The organism is Synechococcus sp. OH20 (assembly GCF_047502685.1).
Classification (GTDB): Bacteria; Cyanobacteriota; Cyanobacteriia; order Thermostichales; family Thermostichaceae; genus Thermostichus.
This window is the reverse complement of record NZ_JANSIQ010000002.1, coordinates 62,380-80,320: the sequence shown is the minus strand read 5'-3', so window position 1 is coordinate 80,320 and position 17,941 is coordinate 62,380. Positions and strand designations below refer to the sequence as shown.

General features: G+C 62.1%; 23 protein-coding genes and 1 other annotated feature. Of the genes, 15 read left to right on the top strand and 8 right to left on the bottom strand.

What is annotated here, in order from left to right; translation table 11 throughout:
- Positions 1-74: 74 nt before the first annotated feature.
- The 5 genes from NW826_RS00420 to NW826_RS00400 all read right to left on the bottom strand — a co-directional run bounded on the left by NW826_RS00420 (position 75) and on the right by NW826_RS00400 (position 3,239).
- Positions 75-245, bottom strand: coding sequence for a chlorophyll a/b-binding protein (locus NW826_RS00420; protein ID WP_414333941.1), 171 nt, complete (start codon positions 243-245; stop codon positions 75-77).
- Between the two features lie 75 nt (positions 246-320).
- Entirely contained in the window at positions 321-1,019 is a 699-nt protein-coding gene (locus tag NW826_RS00415; protein WP_414333942.1) for a glutathione S-transferase N-terminal domain-containing protein, read from the bottom strand.
- A 94-nt stretch (positions 1,020-1,113) separates the two neighbouring features.
- A complete protein-coding gene (gene rimI, locus NW826_RS00410; RefSeq protein ID WP_414377044.1) occupies positions 1,114-1,650 on the bottom strand; it encodes a ribosomal protein S18-alanine N-acetyltransferase in 537 nt (178 codons plus the stop codon).
- A 6-nt stretch (positions 1,651-1,656) separates the two neighbouring features.
- Positions 1,657-2,070, bottom strand: a complete 414-nt coding sequence (locus NW826_RS00405) for a hypothetical protein (RefSeq protein WP_414333945.1) — start codon at positions 2,068-2,070, stop codon at positions 1,657-1,659.
- Positions 2,034-3,239: a 5-(carboxyamino)imidazole ribonucleotide synthase gene (locus NW826_RS00400; RefSeq protein ID WP_414370842.1), complete on the bottom strand. Its 1,206-nt coding sequence runs from the start codon at positions 3,237-3,239 to the stop codon at positions 2,034-2,036. Before NW826_RS00400 ends, NW826_RS00405 begins: the two co-directional genes overlap by 37 nt.
- A 99-nt stretch (positions 3,240-3,338) precedes the next feature.
- Here NW826_RS00400 and NW826_RS00395 point away from each other — a divergent pair, with 99 nt between their 5' ends.
- From NW826_RS00395 to rplL, 10 genes are all read left to right on the top strand, one after another.
- Positions 3,339-3,533 carry a hypothetical protein gene (locus NW826_RS00395; protein ID WP_414509164.1) on the top strand — a complete coding sequence of 65 codons (195 nt, stop codon included), beginning with the start codon at positions 3,339-3,341 and terminating at the stop codon, positions 3,531-3,533.
- Positions 3,534-3,667: 134 nt separating this feature from the next.
- Positions 3,668-4,072 carry a hypothetical protein gene (locus tag NW826_RS00390; protein WP_414509163.1) on the top strand — a complete coding sequence of 135 codons (405 nt, stop codon included), beginning with the start codon at positions 3,668-3,670 and terminating at the stop codon, positions 4,070-4,072.
- A gap of 5 nt (positions 4,073-4,077) precedes the next feature.
- The gene (gene trmD / locus NW826_RS00385; protein ID WP_414336853.1) at positions 4,078-4,839 is read left to right on the top strand and encodes a tRNA (guanosine(37)-N1)-methyltransferase TrmD; all 762 of its coding nucleotides are present in this window, start codon (positions 4,078-4,080) and stop codon (positions 4,837-4,839) included.
- Complete coding sequence (locus NW826_RS00380) at positions 4,830-5,174, top strand: hypothetical protein (RefSeq protein WP_414336852.1); 345 nt, start codon at positions 4,830-4,832, stop codon at positions 5,172-5,174. Before trmD ends, NW826_RS00380 begins: the two co-directional genes overlap by 10 nt.
- A gap of 101 nt (positions 5,175-5,275) precedes the next feature.
- Positions 5,276-5,548, top strand: coding sequence for a preprotein translocase subunit SecE (gene secE / locus NW826_RS00375; protein ID WP_414333954.1), 273 nt, complete (start codon positions 5,276-5,278; stop codon positions 5,546-5,548).
- Between the two features lie 144 nt (positions 5,549-5,692).
- Positions 5,693-6,283, top strand: a complete 591-nt coding sequence (gene nusG / locus NW826_RS00370; protein WP_414333973.1) for a transcription termination/antitermination protein NusG — start codon at positions 5,693-5,695, stop codon at positions 6,281-6,283.
- A 9-nt stretch (positions 6,284-6,292) separates the two neighbouring features.
- A complete protein-coding gene (gene rplK / locus NW826_RS00365; protein WP_011432849.1) occupies positions 6,293-6,718 on the top strand; it encodes a 50S ribosomal protein L11 in 426 nt (141 codons plus the stop codon).
- 76 nt (positions 6,719-6,794) lie between these two features.
- Positions 6,795-7,505 (top strand): 50S ribosomal protein L1, encoded by a 711-nt coding sequence (gene rplA / locus NW826_RS00360; RefSeq protein WP_414333955.1) that lies wholly within the window; start codon positions 6,795-6,797, stop codon positions 7,503-7,505.
- Between the two features lie 77 nt (positions 7,506-7,582).
- Positions 7,583-7,742 (top strand) — a sequence feature (ribosomal protein L10 leader region).
- Between the two features lie 65 nt (positions 7,743-7,807).
- Positions 7,808-8,371 carry a 50S ribosomal protein L10 gene (gene rplJ, locus NW826_RS00355; RefSeq protein WP_414509162.1) on the top strand — a complete coding sequence of 188 codons (564 nt, stop codon included), beginning with the start codon at positions 7,808-7,810 and terminating at the stop codon, positions 8,369-8,371.
- Positions 8,372-8,428: 57 nt separating this feature from the next.
- On the top strand, positions 8,429-8,839 hold the full coding sequence (gene rplL, locus NW826_RS00350) for a 50S ribosomal protein L7/L12 (RefSeq protein ID WP_414348067.1): 411 nt from the start codon (positions 8,429-8,431) through the stop codon (positions 8,837-8,839).
- Positions 8,840-9,094: 255 nt separating this feature from the next.
- On the opposite strand, the gene rpsU is transcribed toward rplL, so the two are convergent.
- Both rpsU and NW826_RS00340 read right to left on the bottom strand, forming a co-directional pair.
- Positions 9,095-9,280, bottom strand: coding sequence for a 30S ribosomal protein S21 (gene rpsU / locus NW826_RS00345; RefSeq protein WP_011432857.1), 186 nt, complete (start codon positions 9,278-9,280; stop codon positions 9,095-9,097).
- A gap of 86 nt (positions 9,281-9,366) precedes the next feature.
- Entirely contained in the window at positions 9,367-10,650 is a 1,284-nt protein-coding gene (locus NW826_RS00340) for a trypsin-like serine protease (RefSeq protein ID WP_414509161.1), read from the bottom strand.
- A 263-nt stretch (positions 10,651-10,913) separates the two neighbouring features.
- On the opposite strand from NW826_RS00340, the gene NW826_RS00335 reads away from it, so the two are divergent.
- The 5 genes from NW826_RS00335 (at position 10,914) to NW826_RS00315 (ending at position 16,666) form a co-directional block, all read left to right on the top strand.
- A complete protein-coding gene (locus NW826_RS00335; protein ID WP_414509160.1) occupies positions 10,914-11,534 on the top strand; it encodes a ParA family protein in 621 nt (206 codons plus the stop codon).
- Entirely contained in the window at positions 11,531-11,806 is a 276-nt protein-coding gene (locus NW826_RS00330; RefSeq protein WP_414509159.1) for a hypothetical protein, read from the top strand. The genes NW826_RS00335 and NW826_RS00330 overlap by 4 nt, the downstream gene beginning before the upstream one ends.
- A 229-nt stretch (positions 11,807-12,035) precedes the next feature.
- The gene (locus NW826_RS00325; RefSeq protein ID WP_414509158.1) at positions 12,036-13,214 is read left to right on the top strand and encodes a 1-deoxy-D-xylulose-5-phosphate reductoisomerase; all 1,179 of its coding nucleotides are present in this window, start codon (positions 12,036-12,038) and stop codon (positions 13,212-13,214) included.
- A gap of 59 nt (positions 13,215-13,273) precedes the next feature.
- A complete protein-coding gene (locus tag NW826_RS00320) occupies positions 13,274-15,040 on the top strand; it encodes an ABC transporter ATP-binding protein (protein ID WP_414509157.1) in 1,767 nt (588 codons plus the stop codon).
- 69 nt (positions 15,041-15,109) lie between these two features.
- A complete protein-coding gene (locus NW826_RS00315) occupies positions 15,110-16,666 on the top strand; it encodes a UDP-N-acetylmuramoyl-L-alanyl-D-glutamate--2,6-diaminopimelate ligase (protein WP_414509156.1) in 1,557 nt (518 codons plus the stop codon).
- Positions 16,667-16,724: 58 nt separating this feature from the next.
- Here the strand turns inward: NW826_RS00315 and carA are convergent, their stop codons facing one another.
- On the bottom strand, positions 16,725-17,915 hold the full coding sequence (gene carA / locus NW826_RS00310) for a glutamine-hydrolyzing carbamoyl-phosphate synthase small subunit (protein ID WP_414509155.1): 1,191 nt from the start codon (positions 17,913-17,915) through the stop codon (positions 16,725-16,727).
- Positions 17,916-17,941: the final 26 nt, after the last annotated feature.

Genomic DNA, 17,941 nt, shown 5'->3' with positions numbered 1-17,941 from the left:
TTGATCAGTCTGGAAGAGGACAGCCGGGCAGAAAGTATCTAGCTAGTGCTTCGACCCAATCAGGCGGGCTGGGATCACATCAGGCCAATTTGAGAGAGGATCCCTTGGCCGGTCAGCAACTCGGTGGCCACGCCGATCACAAAGCCCAACATCGCCAGACGGCCATTCCATTTTTCGGCAAAGGTGGTAAAGCCGAACTTAGCTTCTTGGTTTTCCATAGTCTTAACTCCATCAAGGGGTGACATCTCTAATGTGGCTCAAGTATTAAAAACTGTCAAGTTTTGTGTCGAGAGCTAACAAGTGCAGCTTCTCCCCTTGACTCAGCGCCTTTGGTATTGGCGGTCGCCAAACAGGACTTGCCGTTCCTCGTCGCTGAGGGGCTGGTCTGGGGATCGGCGCGCCTCTGCCAACAGTTGCAGGCCCTTCTGCACAGCAGGGCGGGCCTCGATGGCTGCCAACCAGCGTTTGACGTTGGGGAACTCTTCGATGTTCAGCCCCTGCCGTGGGTAGCTTCGCATCCAAGGGAAGCTGGCAATGTCGGCGATGGAGTAGTCGCCCGCCAGGTACTCCGACTCGGCCAAGACCCGTTCCGCCACGCCAAACAAGCGCCGGGTCTCGTTAACGTAGCGGTCGATAGCATAGGGGATCCGCTCTGGGGCGTAGTGCTGAAAGTGGTTGGCCTGGCCCATCATCGGCCCAATGCCGCCCATTTGGAACATCAGCCACTGGATGACGCGATAGCGGGATCCGATGTCGCTGGGCAGGAGTTTCCCGGTTTTCTCGGCCAGGTACATCAAGATGGCGCCCGACTCGAACAGGGCATAAGGCCGGCCTCCAGGCCCATCGGGATCCACAATGGCCGGTATTTTGTTGTTGGGGCTGATCTTGAGAAATTCCGGGTCGAACTGGTCGCCGCGGCCAATGTCGATGGGAATGACCCGGTAGGGGATCCCTAGCTCCTCCAGCAGGATCGAGACTTTGTAGCCGTTAGGGGTGGGCCAAGCGTAGAAATCCAGCATGGGCAAGGGTTCTTAGGCCGGTTGTTCTGCCCATTCTAGCCCGCCTACCCCAAAGCCCCCGGCATCAACCCCTTAGTGTTGGTTTTTCCTAAGCTTAAATCGGTTTCTTCCAATACACCAGCCCATCTTCTCCGTTGTTGTAATAGCCCTTGCGGCGTCCCAGCAATTGAAACCCTGCCGATTCATAGAGGTGGATGGCGGCGTGGTTGGAAGCCCTCACTTCCAACGTGGCCCAGCGACAGCCTGCTGCCCTAGCTTGGTCTAGGAGCGCTTCTAGGATCCTGCGGCCCAAGCCTTGTCGCCGGTGACCGGGATCCACCGCCAGCGAGATGATGTGGCCTTCTTCTTCGATGCGCCAGAGGATGCCAAAGCCCACCAGCGCTGGTGCTGTTTGCGTCGGCGTCGCGAGGTCTGGAGAGGGAAGGGAGAACTCTGTTCGGCCCGAGCCACAGGAAGCGCCAACGGCAACCGGTTCCGCCACAACCCCAATCACCGTGCTGGTGGGCCGTTCCAGCTCCGCGCGATACCCCTGTTCCCCCCAGTGTCCGCCGTAGCAGCGTCGATCCAGCTCCAGCAATTGGGGCAGGGCGGTGATGTCGAGCATCTGCAGCCGATAACTTGTGCTACCCATGGTGGTCTAGTCCCGCAATTCGCAGAACTCCGATAGCAACAACTGCCCAAAGGGATCGTCATCCGGGGCGGCGTAGGGCAGGGCTCGGCGGCTAAGGCTCAAGATCTGGCCCCCCGATTGGGGATGGGGCTTGAGCTCGTAGTCGATCCCTTCTTGGAAGCCGGCCTCTTGTAGGTAATCTTGGGCGGCTTTGAGGATCCCTGCTCGCAGTTGGGCTTTGACGGCAGGGGCCATGAGGTGGCGAACAAACCAGCGGGCGCTGTCGGGATCCACCTCGGCAAGGTATTGGAGAGCGGGGGTCAACACCGCGGAGCGCTCTTGGGGAGAGAGTCCGTTGACCTGCTGCGCCACCGCGGGCACATCCCGCCGCTGCAGGGCCGCGATCAGGGCTTGGATGGCAGGGGAAAAGGTGGGATCCATGGCTGGGGATACCAGAGGGCTTCGAGGGTACGGACAAGGTCCGCCGCTTCCGCAGGAGAGGGAGGATGGGGTAGACAGACCGTGACATGGCCCAGCTTGCGCCCCGGGCGGGCAGGGGTTTTGTGGTACCAGTGCAGCGTGGCATTGGGGATCCCCGCCAGGCGCTGCCGCTTTTGGGCATAGTCACTGCTGGAGTGCTCATAACCCAAGAGGTTCACCATCACTGCCCCCCCACACTTGAGAGAGGGATCCCCCAAGGGGAGGCCGAGGATAGCGCGCAGATGTTGCTCAAACTGGGAGGTGTGGCAGGCTTCCAGGGTGTAGTGGCCGGAGTTGTGAACCCGCGGTGAGATCTCGTTGATCCAGATCCCGGCCTTGGGGTGGGGCGGCGGCACCCAGAAGAGCTCGATGGCGAACACGCCCACCGCGTCCAACTTGTCCATCACCTTGACCGCCAGGTCGCGAATCTCGGCCTCGACGGTCGGGGGAATGCGGGCGGGCGCCAGCACATAGCGGCAGACCTGCTCGATCTGCACAGTTTCCACCACGGGGTAGAGTTGGATCTCCCCCGCCAGCCCGCGGGCCACGATCACCGCCAGCTCCCGCTCAAACGGGATCCACTCTTCCAGCAGCAGCGGGATCCCGGCATACTCGGCCAGAGCCTGTTGCAAGGTTGCTCGGTCGGGCAGGATGCGGGTGCCCTGGCCATCGTAGCCCTGCCGCCGCCGCTTGAGCACCACCGGAAAGCCCAACCCAGATAAGTCTGCCGTCTCCGCAGGGCAAAAGGCCGGCACCGGCACCCCCAACTCCGCCAAGAACTGCCGTTGGTGCAACTTGTCCAGCAGCGGCTCTAGGGTGCTCAGGCGAGGGCGAAAGCGGGATCCCTGCGGATCCAACTTGCGCAGCTCCGGCAGCGGGATGAACTCGTTCTCAAAAGTTACCACCGGGCAGCGTTGCAGCAACTGGGCTGTGGCCTGAGTGTCCGTCACAGCACCCCAGACCACACCGTCGGCTACTGCCACCGCCGGATCGGTGGGGGCAGCGGCCTGCACGATCAGCGGGATCCCCAAGGGGCGGGCCGCCAAAGCCAACATCTGCGCCAACTGCCCGCCGCCGATCACCCCCACCGGTTGGAAGCTCTGGGTTTTTGGGGATACCTGGGGTTCCACCACTGTCTCGCTATACTGACGGGTATGCTGCTATCTGTTGCATCTTGGATCCAGAAATCATTATGGGATCCCTTGCCCTCGAGCGCTAGGAGCAAAACAGTGCAACCCCCTCAACCCTCTGAGCTCAGAGCTTTGATTGACCGGGCCTTGGCAGATAAGATCTTGACCCGTGCTGAACAACAGCAGATCCTCAATGCCGTCATGGCCGATCAAGAGATTTCCCCAGAAGAGCACGAGCTGCTGGAATTGGTTGTGGAGCGCCTAAGCAGCGGCGAGATCCGAGCCGTCGACTGAACCCCATCCCCAGGTTCTCCTCAAGACTTCGGAGAACGGATCCCTACTTGGGCTGCCGGGCACTCTGTCGTCCTGGGCCTGCTCCGGTGGGCGGATCGCCTAGAATAATTCAGAACCCACCTGTTTCTGCTGCCATGAGTTCTCGCTCTTCTGACTGGTTCACGCGGGCTCGCCACATCTTTTACGGCACGGCCACTGCCCTGGTGGAGATCCTCCAAGACCCGGAAAAGCGGGCCGAAAACCTCAACCGCCTCTCGATGGATCTGGCACAACTGGCAGCAGAACTGGAGCAAAAGGGGGAGCTGATCGAACAGGAAGCCGTTCGCTACGTTGAAAGTCTCAGGGATCCAGCCGCCAACGCCCCCGCCCCAGAGAGCGAGAGGCCCGCCCCTGCCGAGAGCAGCCCCCCGACCACGGCTTCCCCTGCCCCTATCTCCAAAGAAGAGATGGCCGAGCTGATGGAGCTGATCCACCAGATCGAGTCTTTGCGCTTGGATCTGGAGCGGTTGCGCACCGAGCCTCCCTCTGCCTCGTCCTGAGTCTTGTGCGGTTCGACGTCATCACCCTCTTCCCAGAATTTTTTGCAACGCCGCTGCGCATTGGGCTGGTGGGCAAAGCCCTGGAGCAGGGGATCGCCGAGGTTCACTGCACCAACCCGCGGGACTTTGCCACCGACAAGCACCGCCGGGTCGATGATGAGCCCTACGGGGGTGGGGTGGGCATGGTGCTCAAGCCAGAGCCCTTTTTTGCTGCCGTCGCCTCCCTGCCCCGCCTGGATCCCCGCGAGATCATCTTGCTCACGCCGCAGGGACAACCGCTGCACCAGGCGCTGCTGCAAGAACTTGCCCAAAAGGCGCAGCTCATCCTGCTCTGTGGCCAGTACGAGGGCTTTGACGAGCGGATCCGCCAATATCTGGCCACCCGCGAGGTGTCGCTGGGCGATTTTGTCTTGACGGGGGGGGAGATCCCGGCGCTGGCCCTGATCAACGGCGTGGTGCGGCTCTTGCCGGGTACAGTTGGTAAGATAGATTCGCTGAGGAGCGAAAGTTTCGAGACGGGGCTGCTGGAGTATCCCCAGTACACCCGTCCGCCGGAGTTTCAAGGGCACAAGGTGCCGCCGGTGCTTCTCTCAGGCGACCACCGAGCCATCGCCCGTTGGCGTCTGCAACAGCAGTTGGTTCGCACCTGGCGAAGGCGGCCAGACCTGTTGGCCAAACGCCCCCTCACGCCCGAAGAACAACAGTTGCTGGCAGAGGGGCTGGCCGAGCAGCACACCGATGTAGAGGAACAGGATCAATGTTTGTAAACCGTCTCCGCTCCCCCCTCAACCCCCGGCGCGGGATCCCTGCGGCCCTGGGTCTGCTTCTGCTGGGGATCCTGGCCAGCGCCGAGGTTGCCTTGGCCCAAAGGGGAGATGTCAATGAGGCCATCCGCCGCGACCGCAACGTCCAGTTGTTCGACGGCACCAGCATCGACATGAACGATCTCCTGCGGGCCGTCGAGTTTCTCTCCCGGCAAAATGCCGCCTCGCGTTGGGACAGCCGGGCAGAGATCGACGCAGCGGTAGAGCAATTCAACCAATCCCGCCGTCGCTCTCTCCCGCTTTCTCCCGGCTCCTTGACGCCTGAGCCCGCCCCTTGAGTGGGATCCCACCCCCGCCAGATCTGTTAGGATCACAAAGCTAATCTTGTGTGCGCCAAAAGGTGGCGCACCGTTTTCGGGATCCAGCAGGAGATACCGCCGTGGTTAAGAGCACCTCTTCCAGCAAAGCCGATACGGAGCAACGTTTGGATCCCGCCAGCCGGGGCCACTCCAAAGACAGTTCCACCGAACCCAAAGGAATCCCGGGCTTTATCCAAGAGACCCGTGCGGAATTGGGCAAAATTGTCTGGCCGAGCCGCCGGCAATTGATCGGCGAGTCGGCAGGCGTCTTGCTGATCGTGTTGGCTTTTGCTTCCTTCATCTACCTGGTCGATCAACTGTTTGCCTGGGTAGCCACTCAACTGTTCTCGTGATGTTTTGTCCTAGAGGATCCCTGTCTTTGGGGGCAAGAGAGCTATGGATGGCTACAGGGAGGATGCGAGGTGATGAGCACAGAGCAGCAGAAACGTCGTGGGCGCCCTGTGGAACACTTTGAGCCTGCAGACGCGATCCCGGAAATGGAGGAGGGGGAAGGACAAGGTCGCCGTAACCTGCGCTGGTACGCGGTGCAGGTGGCCTCAGGCTGCGAAAATAAGGTGAAAAGCACCCTGATGCAGCGGGCGGCTGCTTTGGATGTGGCAGATCAGATTGTCGAGGTGGTGATCCCGAAGCGGACGGGCTTCAAACTGGATCGAGCCGGCAAGCGCCAGGAACAAGAGGAAAAGGTCTTTCCCGGCTATGTCCTGGTGCGCATGGATCTCAACGACGACACCTGGATGGTGGTGAAAACCACCCCCAACGTGATCAACTTTGTCGGCACGGAAGAAAAACGGGCCTACGGTCGTGGTCGGGGCCATGTGACGCCGCGGCCCCTCAGCCAGAGCGAAGTTCAGCGTATCTTCAGCAGCGTCGAGGTGGAGGAAGTGCCCCTCAAAATCCAGATGGCGCCTGGGGATCGCATCGAAGTCCTCTCCGGCCCCTTCCAGGGTTTCTACGGCGAGGTGGTGGATGTCAGCCCGGAGCGGGGCAAGCTCAAGGCTTTGATCTCGATTTTCGGGCGCGACACCCCGGTAGAATTAGAGTTTGGTCAAGTGCGAAAAGAGGTGTAACCGCGTTTCATGGCTAAGAAGTTGGTGGCCGTGGTCAAGTTGGCCATTCAGGCGGGCAAGGCCACCCCCGCCCCTCCCATCGGCCCGGCCCTGGGCCAGCACGGGGTCAACATCATGGCCTTTTGTAAGGAATACAACGCCAAAACGGCGGATCAAGCCGGCATGGTGGTGCCTGTAGAGATCTCCATCTTCGAGGATCGCAGCTTTACCTTCGTCCTCAAGACGCCACCGGCTTCGGTGTTGATCAAGAAGGCTCTGGGTATTGAGTCCGGCTCCAGCGAGCCCCACAAAACCAAGGTGGGATCCCTGACGCGGGCGCAACTGCGGCAGATCGCCGAGCAGAAGCTGCCGGATTTGAATGCCCACGATGTGGAGGCGGCCATGAAAATTATCGCTGGCACCGCCCGCAGCATGGGGGTGACGGTGGTGGATTGATGAAGGATCTTCAGTCTGATTGTTGTCTTGAAGTTTTGGGGGAGAGAGGTTCTCGCCAGTACCCCGAGGAGAAACGATGGCTCGAAAATTGTCCAAACGTATGCAGGCTTTGCGGGAGAAGGTGCAGCCCATTGCCTATCCCCCCGCGGAAGCTTTGGCCCTGATGAAGGAGACGGCCACCGCCAAATTTGACGAGGCGGCAGAGGTTCACATCCGCCTGGGGATCGATCCCAAGTACGCCGACCAACAACTGCGCACCACCGTCGTCTTGCCCAGGGGCACCGGCCAAGAGATCCGGGTGGCGGTGATTGCCCGCGGCGAGAAAGTGACGGAAGCCCAAAATGCAGGGGCGGATCGGGTTGGGTTTGAAGACCTGATCGAGGAAATCGGCAAGGGCATGATGGATTTTGACCTGCTGATCGCCACCCCCGATGTGATGCCCCAAGTGGCTAAGCTGGGGCGGCTGCTGGGGCCGCGCGGCCTCATGCCCTCTCCTAAGGGGGGAACGGTGACCATGGATCTGGCTCAGGCCATCAAAGAGTTCAAAGCCGGCAAGCTGGAATACCGGGCCGACCGCACTGGCATTGTGCATTTGATCTTCGGCAAGTGCAAGTTCCCCGTCGAAGCGCTGCTGGAAAACCTGAAGGCGGTGCAGGAATCCATCGATCGCAACCGTCCCTCTGGGGCCAAGGGCAAGTATTGGCGAACCCTACACGTTGCTGCTACAATGGGTCCCTCGATCGAGGTTGACATCAATGCCCTGCGGGAGCTGAAGCTGGCGACTTAAGCCTGGCTTTGGCGCTGCGATGGGAGAAGAGGGTTTGAGTTGACGGATTTACAGGAGGATCCCGGCAAAGCGTCTTTATACAGCCGAATATCGAGCCGAAGACAGCAGGTGCCCACGGGCTTAATGTCCTGCCGAGGTTTGAGCACAGTCTAGAGGGATCCCTTCTGGGGTCGCTCTTGATGGAGCGCTTATCTCAGTGCGTCTCGGCCTTGGCTGGGACGCATTTTGTTTGGCGGATCTCTCTTCCACCGGCAATCCCCATTCAACCCTGGGTGACCATTGACAACAAAGGAGGTGAGCGCATGGGCAAGCAACCTGTAGCGAAGAAAGCGGAGATCGTCGATGAGGTGCGATCCCTGCTGCAAGCCAGCCAAATGGTGCTGGTGATCGACTACAAGGGGCTGACCGTTTCGGAGATGAACCAACTGCGGGCAGAGCTGCGCAAGTCGGATTCGGTTTGCATGGTTGTTAAGAATACCCTGATGCGGCGGGCCATCGCCGACCAAAAAGCTTGGGCAGGGGTTCTCCCCTTCTTGGCAGGGCCGACGGCCTTTATCTTGATTCGGGGCGATATTGCAGCTGCCCTGAAGGCGTACCAAGATTTTGCCAAGCAAACCAAGAAAACCGAGTTCCGTGGCGCCGGTATCGAGGGGCTATCCCTGACCTTGGATCAGGCCAAAGCCATCGCCGAGCTGCCGCCCAAGGAGGTGCTCATGGCCCAAGTGGCGGGCGGCCTTAAGTCGGTGACCACCGGCTTGGCGGTCGGGATCAATGCGGTGCCCACCCAAGTGGCGCGCGGCATCCGCGAGATCCCGGCCTCGCTGGGGCGGGCCATCCGGGCCATTGCCGACAAAGAGGCCGCCTAAAGGGCTTCAGCCCAAACCTGACGTTAACCATTCTGTTACCCCTAAGGAGAAACCATCATGCCTTCAGAGCGCGTTGCAAAAATTTTGGAAGAGTTGAAAGCCTTGAGCTTGCTGGAAGCTGCTGAGTTGGTAAAAGCCATCGAAGAAGCCTTTGGCGTCAGCGCGGCGGCCCCAGCCGGCGGTATGGTCATGGCCGCTCCCGTGGCCGCAGCGGCAGCAGCTCCGGCGGCAGCCCCTGAGCCGGTGGAGGAGCAAACGGCCTTTGATGTCATCCTCGAGGCTGTGCCAGCCGACAAGAAGATCGCCATCCTCAAGGTGGTGCGCGAGTTGACCGGCTTGGGCCTGAAAGATGCCAAGGATCTCGTCGAGGCCGCTCCCAAACCGGTCAAGGAGGGAGTTGCCAAAGAGGAAGCCAACGACATCAAGAAGAAGCTGGAAGAAGCCGGCGCTACTGTCAAGATCAAGTAGTTGCAGGGAGAGCGCCGCTCTCTGTTCTGACTAGAAAGCAAACCAAACCCAAGAGAGGGGCTGTTGTAGCCCCTCTTTGGCCGTTGCCCACCTGACTCCGTTGACGTGGGCTTCAGATCCCTGCGATGCCGAAGATTGACGTGCTGAGCGGATCCCTGCAGGCTAGCTCAGCCCAGAATCCAAGAGACTAACTCGAACCCCAGGCACCGCCACAGGCCCTGTCCACCTTTGGGGTTCTGCTTGTCGGCTATGGCTCTAGGCCATGGACTTGCGGCGGTTGCGCCGGACGGCTACCGCTTTGCGCTTGCGCTTTTCCAGGTTGGTTTCAAAGTGGCGATGGTTGCGCAGATCCCGCAAAATGCCCGCCTTGGAGACCTGGCGCTTGAAGCGGCGCAGCGCCGATTCGATCCCTTCGTTTTCGCCAATCGTCACCTGAGTCATAAAGAAGCTATCTCCTCCGTCGATGAGTAGAACGAAAGCACAATCGGGATCCCTATCCTAAACCATCTCCGCCCTGCTGCTGACGGTTACAGGGCGCGGCTGCCAAAGTTGAGGCCAGAAACCACCTCACCCTCTCTCAAATTCACGACAAACGAGGCCGTTGTTCCGGTGGAAGGCGGCGGAGAAGGCGTTGGCGTTGGGCTGGGGGCGCTGCCGATTACGGATTGTACAAAACCCACAAAGCTGGACACCCGCGTGTACACCCCATAGAAATTGGGCTGGGCGCAGCCTTTGCCAAAACTGGTGATCCCGGCCAGGGCAAAGCCGCTGCCGCTGGGCACGATCAAAGGCCCACCGCTGTCCGCCTGACAAGTATCGACTCCCCCCTGGGGAAAGCCGGCGCAGAGCATGGTGTCTAAAATGGTGCCATTGTAGGACTGGGGCGCGTTGCACACCTCGTTGGCGACGATGGGAACTTCGGCCTGTTGCAGATCCAGAGCAAAGCCGCTGGGTTCCTGGTCAAGGTCGCGGGGGAAAGTGGCTCCCCAGCCGAGGATGGTGGCAAACGTGCCGGGGGCGGTCAGGCTGGTTTGGTTGGGCTGCACCAGCGGCAGGGTAGCCAGAGCCACCGGCCGAGAGAGGCGCACCAGGGCGATGTCGTTCCCCCCCAGTTGCCCCACCCGCGGATTGTAGCCGGGGTTGATGACGATCTGTGCGGCGCGAATGCGCTGGCCGGCACCGATTTGCAAGCGGTTGGTACCCAACAACAGATCCAGGTTGCGCGCGTTCACCACCTGCTGGCCTTGATCGTTGAAAAAACAATGGGCGGCGGTGAGCACCCACTCCGGGGCAACCAGGGATCCAGCGCAAAACTGCGCCTGAAAAGGATCCGGCTCCGCCGCGTTCAACAGGGCCACCATCCAGGGAAAGGCCCCCGGCTGAGCAGGTCTGCCGCCGACAATCCGCTCCAGCCCCGATCCCGCGCGCGGCGTGGTGAACACCCGCCCCGGAGGCAAAAGGGCGGTGACGCGGTAGGTGCCGGGGGGCACGTTGAAAAAGCGGAAGTTGCCGTTGGCATCGCTGAGGGTGCTGGGCTCCCCCCCATCGAGGCGACCATTGCCGTTCAAGTCCAAAAAGGTGGTGATGCTTGCCAGCCCTGGTTCTCCCGGATCCCGCAGGCCATTGCCGTTGAGGTCGTCAAAATGGGATCCCTCGATGCCTCCTGCAGGAGGGGCCGGGAGTGGCGGCAGGGGGCGACCGGAATCCCCTCCGCCACAGGCGCTGAGGCCCAGAGCCAGCCACAGCCCTACCAAAGGAGACCAAGAGTGAGGCCGGCTGAGACGGACGCGGAACTTTGAGGGATAAGCCATGGGCAGCTTCTCCGGGATGAAGAAGGGGGGTAGCGTCCGAGGGCGAGGGGCAGGGAGAGAGCCTGCAGTTCCTCAGCCGGCTTTGTCAGCCAAAGGATATCGTACCAGCGAAGCCCCTCGCCTGCGGAGAGAGGAAAACGTGATGCGGCGCTCGGATCTCCTCAGTTGCCTAAAACCCCAGATTCCGGCGCTCGGATGTGCAGCTTGCCTCTTGCCGCCTCTGGAAGTGGGCTGTAAAACCAAGTTGGGAGGGTGTGTAGCAGATGAATATCGCGGTCTTGGGGTTCAAGGGGGGTGTGGGCAAAACCACTACAGCGGTGCACCTGGCCCTCTACCTTCAACAACGGTGCGCAGCCCAGGCAAGTACACCCCAGGTGTCGCTGCTGCTCGACGCCGATCCCAATCGCTCCGCCTCTCGCTGGGCAGAACGGGGCTCCCCCTTTCCTGTCAAAGTGCTGGCCGGGGATCCCACCATGTCTACGCCTGGCGGCTTTCAGCATACGCTGATCGACACCCCCGCCCGCCCCACCCCCGAACAGTTGAGCCTGCTGGCGGAGCGGTGTGAATTGTTGCTTTTGCCCTGTTCTCCGGATGCCTTGGCCCTGGATGCCCTGATGCTGACTGTCAACGCCCTGGATCGTTTGGGGGCAAAGCACTACAAAGTCTTGCTGACGCTGGTTCCCCCCTGGCCTAACCGGGATGGGGCCGAGGCCCGCAGCTTTCTGCAAAAAACCGGGATCCCGCTCTGCCATCATTCCATTCGCCGCACAGTGGCCTTTCAGCGGGCCGCGCTGGAGGGGGTCTGTGTTAACGAGCTCCCGGATCCCAGAGCCAAGCAAGCCTGGTCAGATTACGTTGCCGTGGGAGAGGAAATCCTGTCATGAGCAAGTTTGAGCGCCTTCTCGACCGGCAGCCAGAAGGGATCCCGGCTCGCCCTGCCCCGAAAAAACTGAGCGCCCAGGCCTACAAGATCCCTGAGCCGCCGGAAGCGCCCGCCAAGCCCAACGGCGCGGAGTACGTCAAGCTGACCGCTTACATCCGCAAAGAGACGCACCGAGCCGTGAAGCGCCTCCTGCTGGAATCGGATCAGGATCTGTCGGAGCTGATCGAGGCCTTGCTCGCCCAGTGGCTGCGCTCTCAATCGGGAAAGATTTGAAATCAGGGAGGAGCGACATTGCCAGATCCCGCTGTCGGGGATCAGATGAAACACACGGATTCCGGTTGAGAACCAGATAAGAATAAGATGAAGTGGCGTGAGGCAGGGATCCCCGGACGCGAGGTGGGGCCGTTCGCGAGAGCGGGACGGAGCCCTTGGGCGCGCTGGGCAAGGGGACGTCTGCGCTGCAAGAATGTCACGCTCTTTTAGGTGCAAAGGGATCCTTAGTATGCAAGCCATCACCCTGCTCGGCTCCACCGGCTCCATCGGCACCCAAACTCTGGATTTGGTGGCCCAGTATCCAGAGCGTTTCCGGGTTGTCGGCCTAACCAGCTACAGCAATGTCGTCCTTTTGGCCGAGCAAGTGAGGCAGTTTCGGCCCCAGATTGTGGCCATTGGCCGGGAGGAGCTGCTGCCGGAACTGCGGTCGCTGCTGACCGGGATGCGACCGCTGCCCGAGTTGGTGGCAGGCACGGAGGGGCTGTGTCAGGTGGCAGCCCACCCGGCGGCCCAGCGGGTGGTGACCGGGATCGTCGGCTGTGCCGGCCTCTTGCCCACGCTGGCCGCCATCCGCGCCGGCAAGGACGTTGCCCTGGCCAACAAAGAGACCCTGGTGGCAGGCGGCCCGGTGGTGCTGCCCCTGGTACGAGAGTACGGGGTGAAGCTGATCCCGGTGGACTCAGAGCATTCGGCTATCTTCCAATGTTTGCAGGGGGTGCCAGCGGGATCCCTGCGCCGCATCTGGCTGACAGCCTCAGGGGGGGCGTTTCGCGATTGGCCTGCCGAGCAACTGGATCGGGCAACTCTGGCGGATGCCCTCAAACACCCCAACTGGGTGATGGGGCGCAAGATCACCATCGACTCGGCCACCCTGATGAACAAGGGCTTGGAGGTGATCGAGGCCCACTGGCTGTTTGGTTTGGATTATGACCGGATCGAGATCCTCATTCACCCCCAGAGCATCGTTCACTCTCTGATCGAGCTGGCGGATACCTCGGTTCTGGCCCAGTTGGGCTGGCCGGATATGCACCTGCCCATTCTCTACGGCCTCAGTTGGCCGGAGCGCCTAACCACCCCTTGGGATCCCCTCGACTTGGTCAAGCTGGGATCCCTGACTTTTAAGGCCCCGGATCACCGCAAGTACCCTTGCATGGAGCTGGCCTATGCCGCCGGGCGGGCGGGGGGGACGCTGCCTGCCGTGTTGAATGCGGCCAACGAGGCGGCGGTGGCCCTCTTCCTGCAGGAGCGCATCCGCTTTTTGGATATTCCCCGCCTTCTGGAGCGGGTTTGTGAGCGGCATCAGGTCATCCCCGCCCCCAGCCTGGAAGACATTTTGCAGGCGGATGCCTGGGCGCGGCAACAGGTGGAGCTTCTGGCGCAGCAGGCCCCGGCCCAGGTTCTGGCCTAATCCCTACCGGGGGGATCCGGCGCAGCGCTAGAGTGGGAAGAAGCTGGAGGAGCACCTGAGTGGCGGGATCCCATCTCCGACAACTGGCCCATTATCTGCGCCCCTATCGGCGCCAGGTGGTGCTGGGCATTGGATCCCTGCTGGTGGTGAACGGGCTGGGGGTGTTCCTGCCCTGGTATGTCAAGCTGGCCATCGATGATCTCAGCCAGAACCTGGCCGCGCTGTCGCCCAGCCACATTGCCCTCTACGCTCTGGTGGTGCTGGTTGTCTCCACCCTGATGATGGGCATTCGCATTGCCTCGCGGGTGTGGATGTTTGGCGTAGGGCGGCAGGTGGAGTTTCGCCTCAAGCAGGCCATCTTCGAGCATTTGCTTACCCTGCAGCCTTCCTACTTTGCCCAGCAGACCATCGGGGATATTCTCACCCGCATCACCAGCGATGTGGAAAATGTCCGCCGCCTACTGGGCTTTGCCCTGCTCAATTTGGCCAATACAATCTTTGCCTACGGCACTACGCTGCCGGCCATGTTGGGTATTGAGCCGCGTCTGAGCGCCTTGGCCCTATCGGTGTTTCCGGTGATGCTGGGGCTGGTGAAGTTGACCAGCACCCGTCTGCAGCAGGAGCAGCTTCAGGTGCAGCAGGAGCTGGCCAATCTGAGCGATCTCATCCAGGAGGACATGAACGGCATCACCCTGATCAAGGTCTATGCCCAGGAAGAGCACGAGCAGCGGGAGTTTCGCCGCCGCAACGAGCGGCTGCTGCAGGCCAATTTGCGCTTGGCCCTCACCCGCAACCTGCTTTTCCCCTCACTGGTGGCTTTGGTTAGCCTGAGCCTGTTGCTGCTATTGGCGGTGGGAGGGCCGCAGATTGCCGCGGGACGGCTGACGATTGGGGATTTTTCCGCCCTCACCCTCTACGTGGAACGGCTGGTGTTTCCCACCGCTCTGCTGGGCTTTACCATCACTGCCTACCAGCGGGGCCAGGTCAGCCTGGAGCGGATCGACGCGCTGCTGCGGGTAGAGCCCAGCATCCGCGATGCCCCTCAGGCTCTGCCGCTGCCTCTGGAAAAGGTGCAGGGGCGTATCGAGGCTAGGGGGCTGACTTTTGCCTATGCCAATACGGGATCCGCAACGCCGGCGCTGCAGGATCTGGGCTTTTGCCTCGAGCCGGGGCAACTGGTGGCGGTGGTGGGGCCGATTGGGGCGGGCAAGTCCACCCTGGCCAATGCTCTGCCCCGCCTGCTGGAGATCCAGCCGGGGCAAGTGTTTCTGGATGGGCAGGATATTACCCAGCTTCAACTGGGATCCCTGCGCCGCGCCATTGCCTACGTGCCCCAGGAGAGCTTCCTCTTCAGCGCCACCGTTCGGGATAACATCCGCTACGGCAAGCCAGACGCCGAAGATTGCGAGGTGGAATGGGCCGCCAAGGCCGCCCACATCCACGATGAGATCCTCCACTTTCCCAAGGGCTACGACACCTTGGTGGGGGAGCGGGGCATCACCCTTTCCGGCGGCCAACGGCAGCGGGTGGCTCTGGCGCGGGCCCTGCTGGTGGACACGCCGATTTTGATTTTGGATGACTGCCTCTCCAGCGTGGACAACCAGACGGCCCAGGCCATTCTCCGCCACCTGCGCCAGGCCACGGCCCAGAAAACGGTGATCTTGATTACCCATCGCCTCACGGCGGCGGTGGAGGCGGATCAGATCTGGGTCATGGACCAAGGTCGCATCGTGCAGCAGGGATACCATGCCCAGTTGTTGGCCGATGCCGACGGCCTCTACGCCCGCCTCTGGGCCAAGCAAAAGCTGGAAGAGGCCCTGGCCTAGGTTTTCTCTGGCCAGAAAGCCGGCCCAGCGGCTACCCTAAGCTGCAAGGCTGTGGGGAGGGGCAAAAGCATGGGAAGCAACGGGATCGATCTGCGCCAATTGCTCGGCCAAGCCGGGATCCAACCCCAGGTGGTTCAGGGATCCCTAGAGGGGGTGCAGGTCAGGGGTCTGTGCACCGATTCGCGCCAGGTGCAGGCCGGGGATCTGTTTTTGGGGATGCCGGGATCCCACGTCGATGGCGGCGAGTTTGTCCGGGCGGCGCTTACCGGAGGAGCGGCGGCGGCCCTCATCTCGCAGGAGGCGTGGAAGCAAGTCAGCGGAGAGGCTGAAGGGAGCAGTCAGCCCATTTTGGTTTTGCCCCGCAGCGGCATCAACAGGGCCGTGGCCCAGGTGGCGGCAGCCTTCTATGGCTTTCCGGCCCGCCAGCTCATCCTGGTAGGGGTGACGGGCACCAACGGCAAAACCACCACCACCCATCTCATCGAACATCTGCTGCAGGCTGCCGGTCGCCCCACTGCCTTGCTGGGCACCCTCTACAACCGCTGGCCCGGCCACTGCCAGGTAGCCCCCCACACCACCCTGTTTCCGCTGGAGCTGCAGCGCAGCCTGAGAGAAGCCAAGGCAGCCGGCGCCGAGGTGGCGGTGATGGAGGTCAGCTCCCATGCCCTGGCCCAGGATCGGGCTTGGGGGTGTAGCTTTGCCGCTGCCGTCTGGACCAACCTCACCCAGGATCACCTGGATTTCCACGGCAGCATGGAAAACTACTGGCAGGCCAAAGCCACCCTGTTCCGGCCGGAGTACTTGCAGGGGCGGGCGGTGGTCAACGCCGACGACGAGGGCGGACGGCGGCTGCTCGAAGCCATCCCAGCCCCTCTGGAGCCCTGGGCCTACTCCCTGCAGCCCCTCGAAGGGATCCCTGCCCTCTGGCCCAGTGACGTTCAACTTCACCCCAACGGCCTGCAGGCGACTCTGCACACCCCTCTGGGCAGCTTTGCCGTGGCAGCGCCCCTGGTGGGATCCTTCAACTTGGCCAACCTGCTGGCGGCAGTAGGGGTGGCGCTGCACCTGGGGATCCCTGTTGAGGTTATCCAGTCGGCCCTGCCCCATTTTCCCGGTGTGCCGGGGCGGATGGAGCGGGTGAGCCTGCCGGGGCAGGACATCACGGTGATCGTAGACTATGCCCACACCCCCGATGGGCTGGAAAACCTGCTCAAGGCCCTGCGCCCCCAAGTTCAAGGCCGGCTGATCTGCGTCTTTGGCTGCGGCGGGGATCGCGACCGGGGCAAGCGCCCGCAGATGGGCCGCATTGCCGCCACCTGGGCCGACCGGGTGGTGGTAACCTCCGACAACCCCCGCACCGAGGATCCGCAGCAGATCCTGCAGGACATTTTGGCCGGGATCCCTGGATCCCCCTGGGCGGTGGAGGTGGATCGGCGCCAAGCCATCCGCCTGGCCATCCTGGAGGCCCAGCCGGGCGATACAGTCGTGATTGCCGGCAAAGGCCACGAAGACTACCAGATCCTGGGCACCGAAAAAATCCACTTCGACGACCGGGAAGAAGCCCGCGCCGCCCTGTCCCTAACTCCCCTCTCCCTCAGGGAGAGGGGCCGGGGGTGGTCGCGCTAGCGGCGCGGAGCGCCTGGGTTGACTCCCTCAGGGAGAGGGGCTGGGGGTGAGGGTTAAGCTACTCCTGCCCTCTGTTCTGCAGCATCAGCTCCACAAACTCCCGGAAGAGATGGTCGGCATCGTGGGGGCCGGGGCTGGCCTCTGGGTGATACTGCACGGAAAAGAGGGGTAACTGGCGGTGGCGGATCCCGGCCACGGTGCGGTCATTGAAGTTAAGGTAAGTAACTTCTACTTCCTCAGCCGGGATCGAAGCGGCCTCCACCGCAAAGCCGTGGTTTTGGCTGGTGATCTCCACTTCCTTCTCCAGCCCACAGGGGTGGTTGAGGCCGCGGTGGCCGAACTTGAGCTTGTAGGTGGATCCGCCCAAAGCTAGGCTCAGGATCTGGTGGCCCAGACAGATGCCAAACATCGACTTCCCGCTTTGCAGCAGCGCCTGGGTGGTGCGGATGGCCGTCGTCTCTGCCGCCGGATCCCCGGGCCCGTTGGAGAGGAAGATCCCATCCGGGTTGTAACTCAAGATCTCCTCAGGGCTGGCGTGGGCCGGCAACACCATCACGCGGCAGCCGTAGCGGGCCAGGCGGCGCAAGATGTTGCGCTTGATGCCAAAATCCAGCGCCACCACCCGCAGGGGAGGATCCGGGATCCGGATCCCTTGGCTGCGGCCATAGTCCCAATCGGCGGGGGTGGGCTCCAGCCACTCGTAGGGCTGGGGCGTTGTAACCTCTGCCACCAGGCTCAGCCCCTGCATGGCAGGGGCCTGGCGCACCCGCTCCAGCAGCGCCTGCGGATCCAAGATCTCGGTTGAGATGGCCCCGTTCATCACCCCTTGCGAGCGCAGCCGCCGCGTCAGGGCCCGCGTATCCACCCCGGCAATCCCCGGAATCCCGTGCCGTTTGAGGTAGTCAGGCAGCGTCCCCGTAGCCCGCCAGGAGCTGGCCAGGCGCGACACGTTGCGGGCGATGATCCCGGCGGCTTGGGGCCGGGCCGACTCCTGATCCAGCTCGTTGATCCCGGTGTTCCCCAACTCCGGGCAGGTGAACGTGATCAACTGCCCCCGGTAGCTTGGATCCGTCATCACCTCCTGGTAGCCGGTCATGCCCGTGTTGAACACCACCTCACCCACCGCCGTGCCTTCCGCTCCAAACGACCAGCCGGCAAAGGCCGTGCCATCGGCCAGCACCAGCAGAGCCGGCTGCCGAGCGTGCCAGGGGAAGACTTTTTCCGGAACTTCAAGAGTTAGGGAGACCATAACCAGTGAACCTACAGCAAACAACC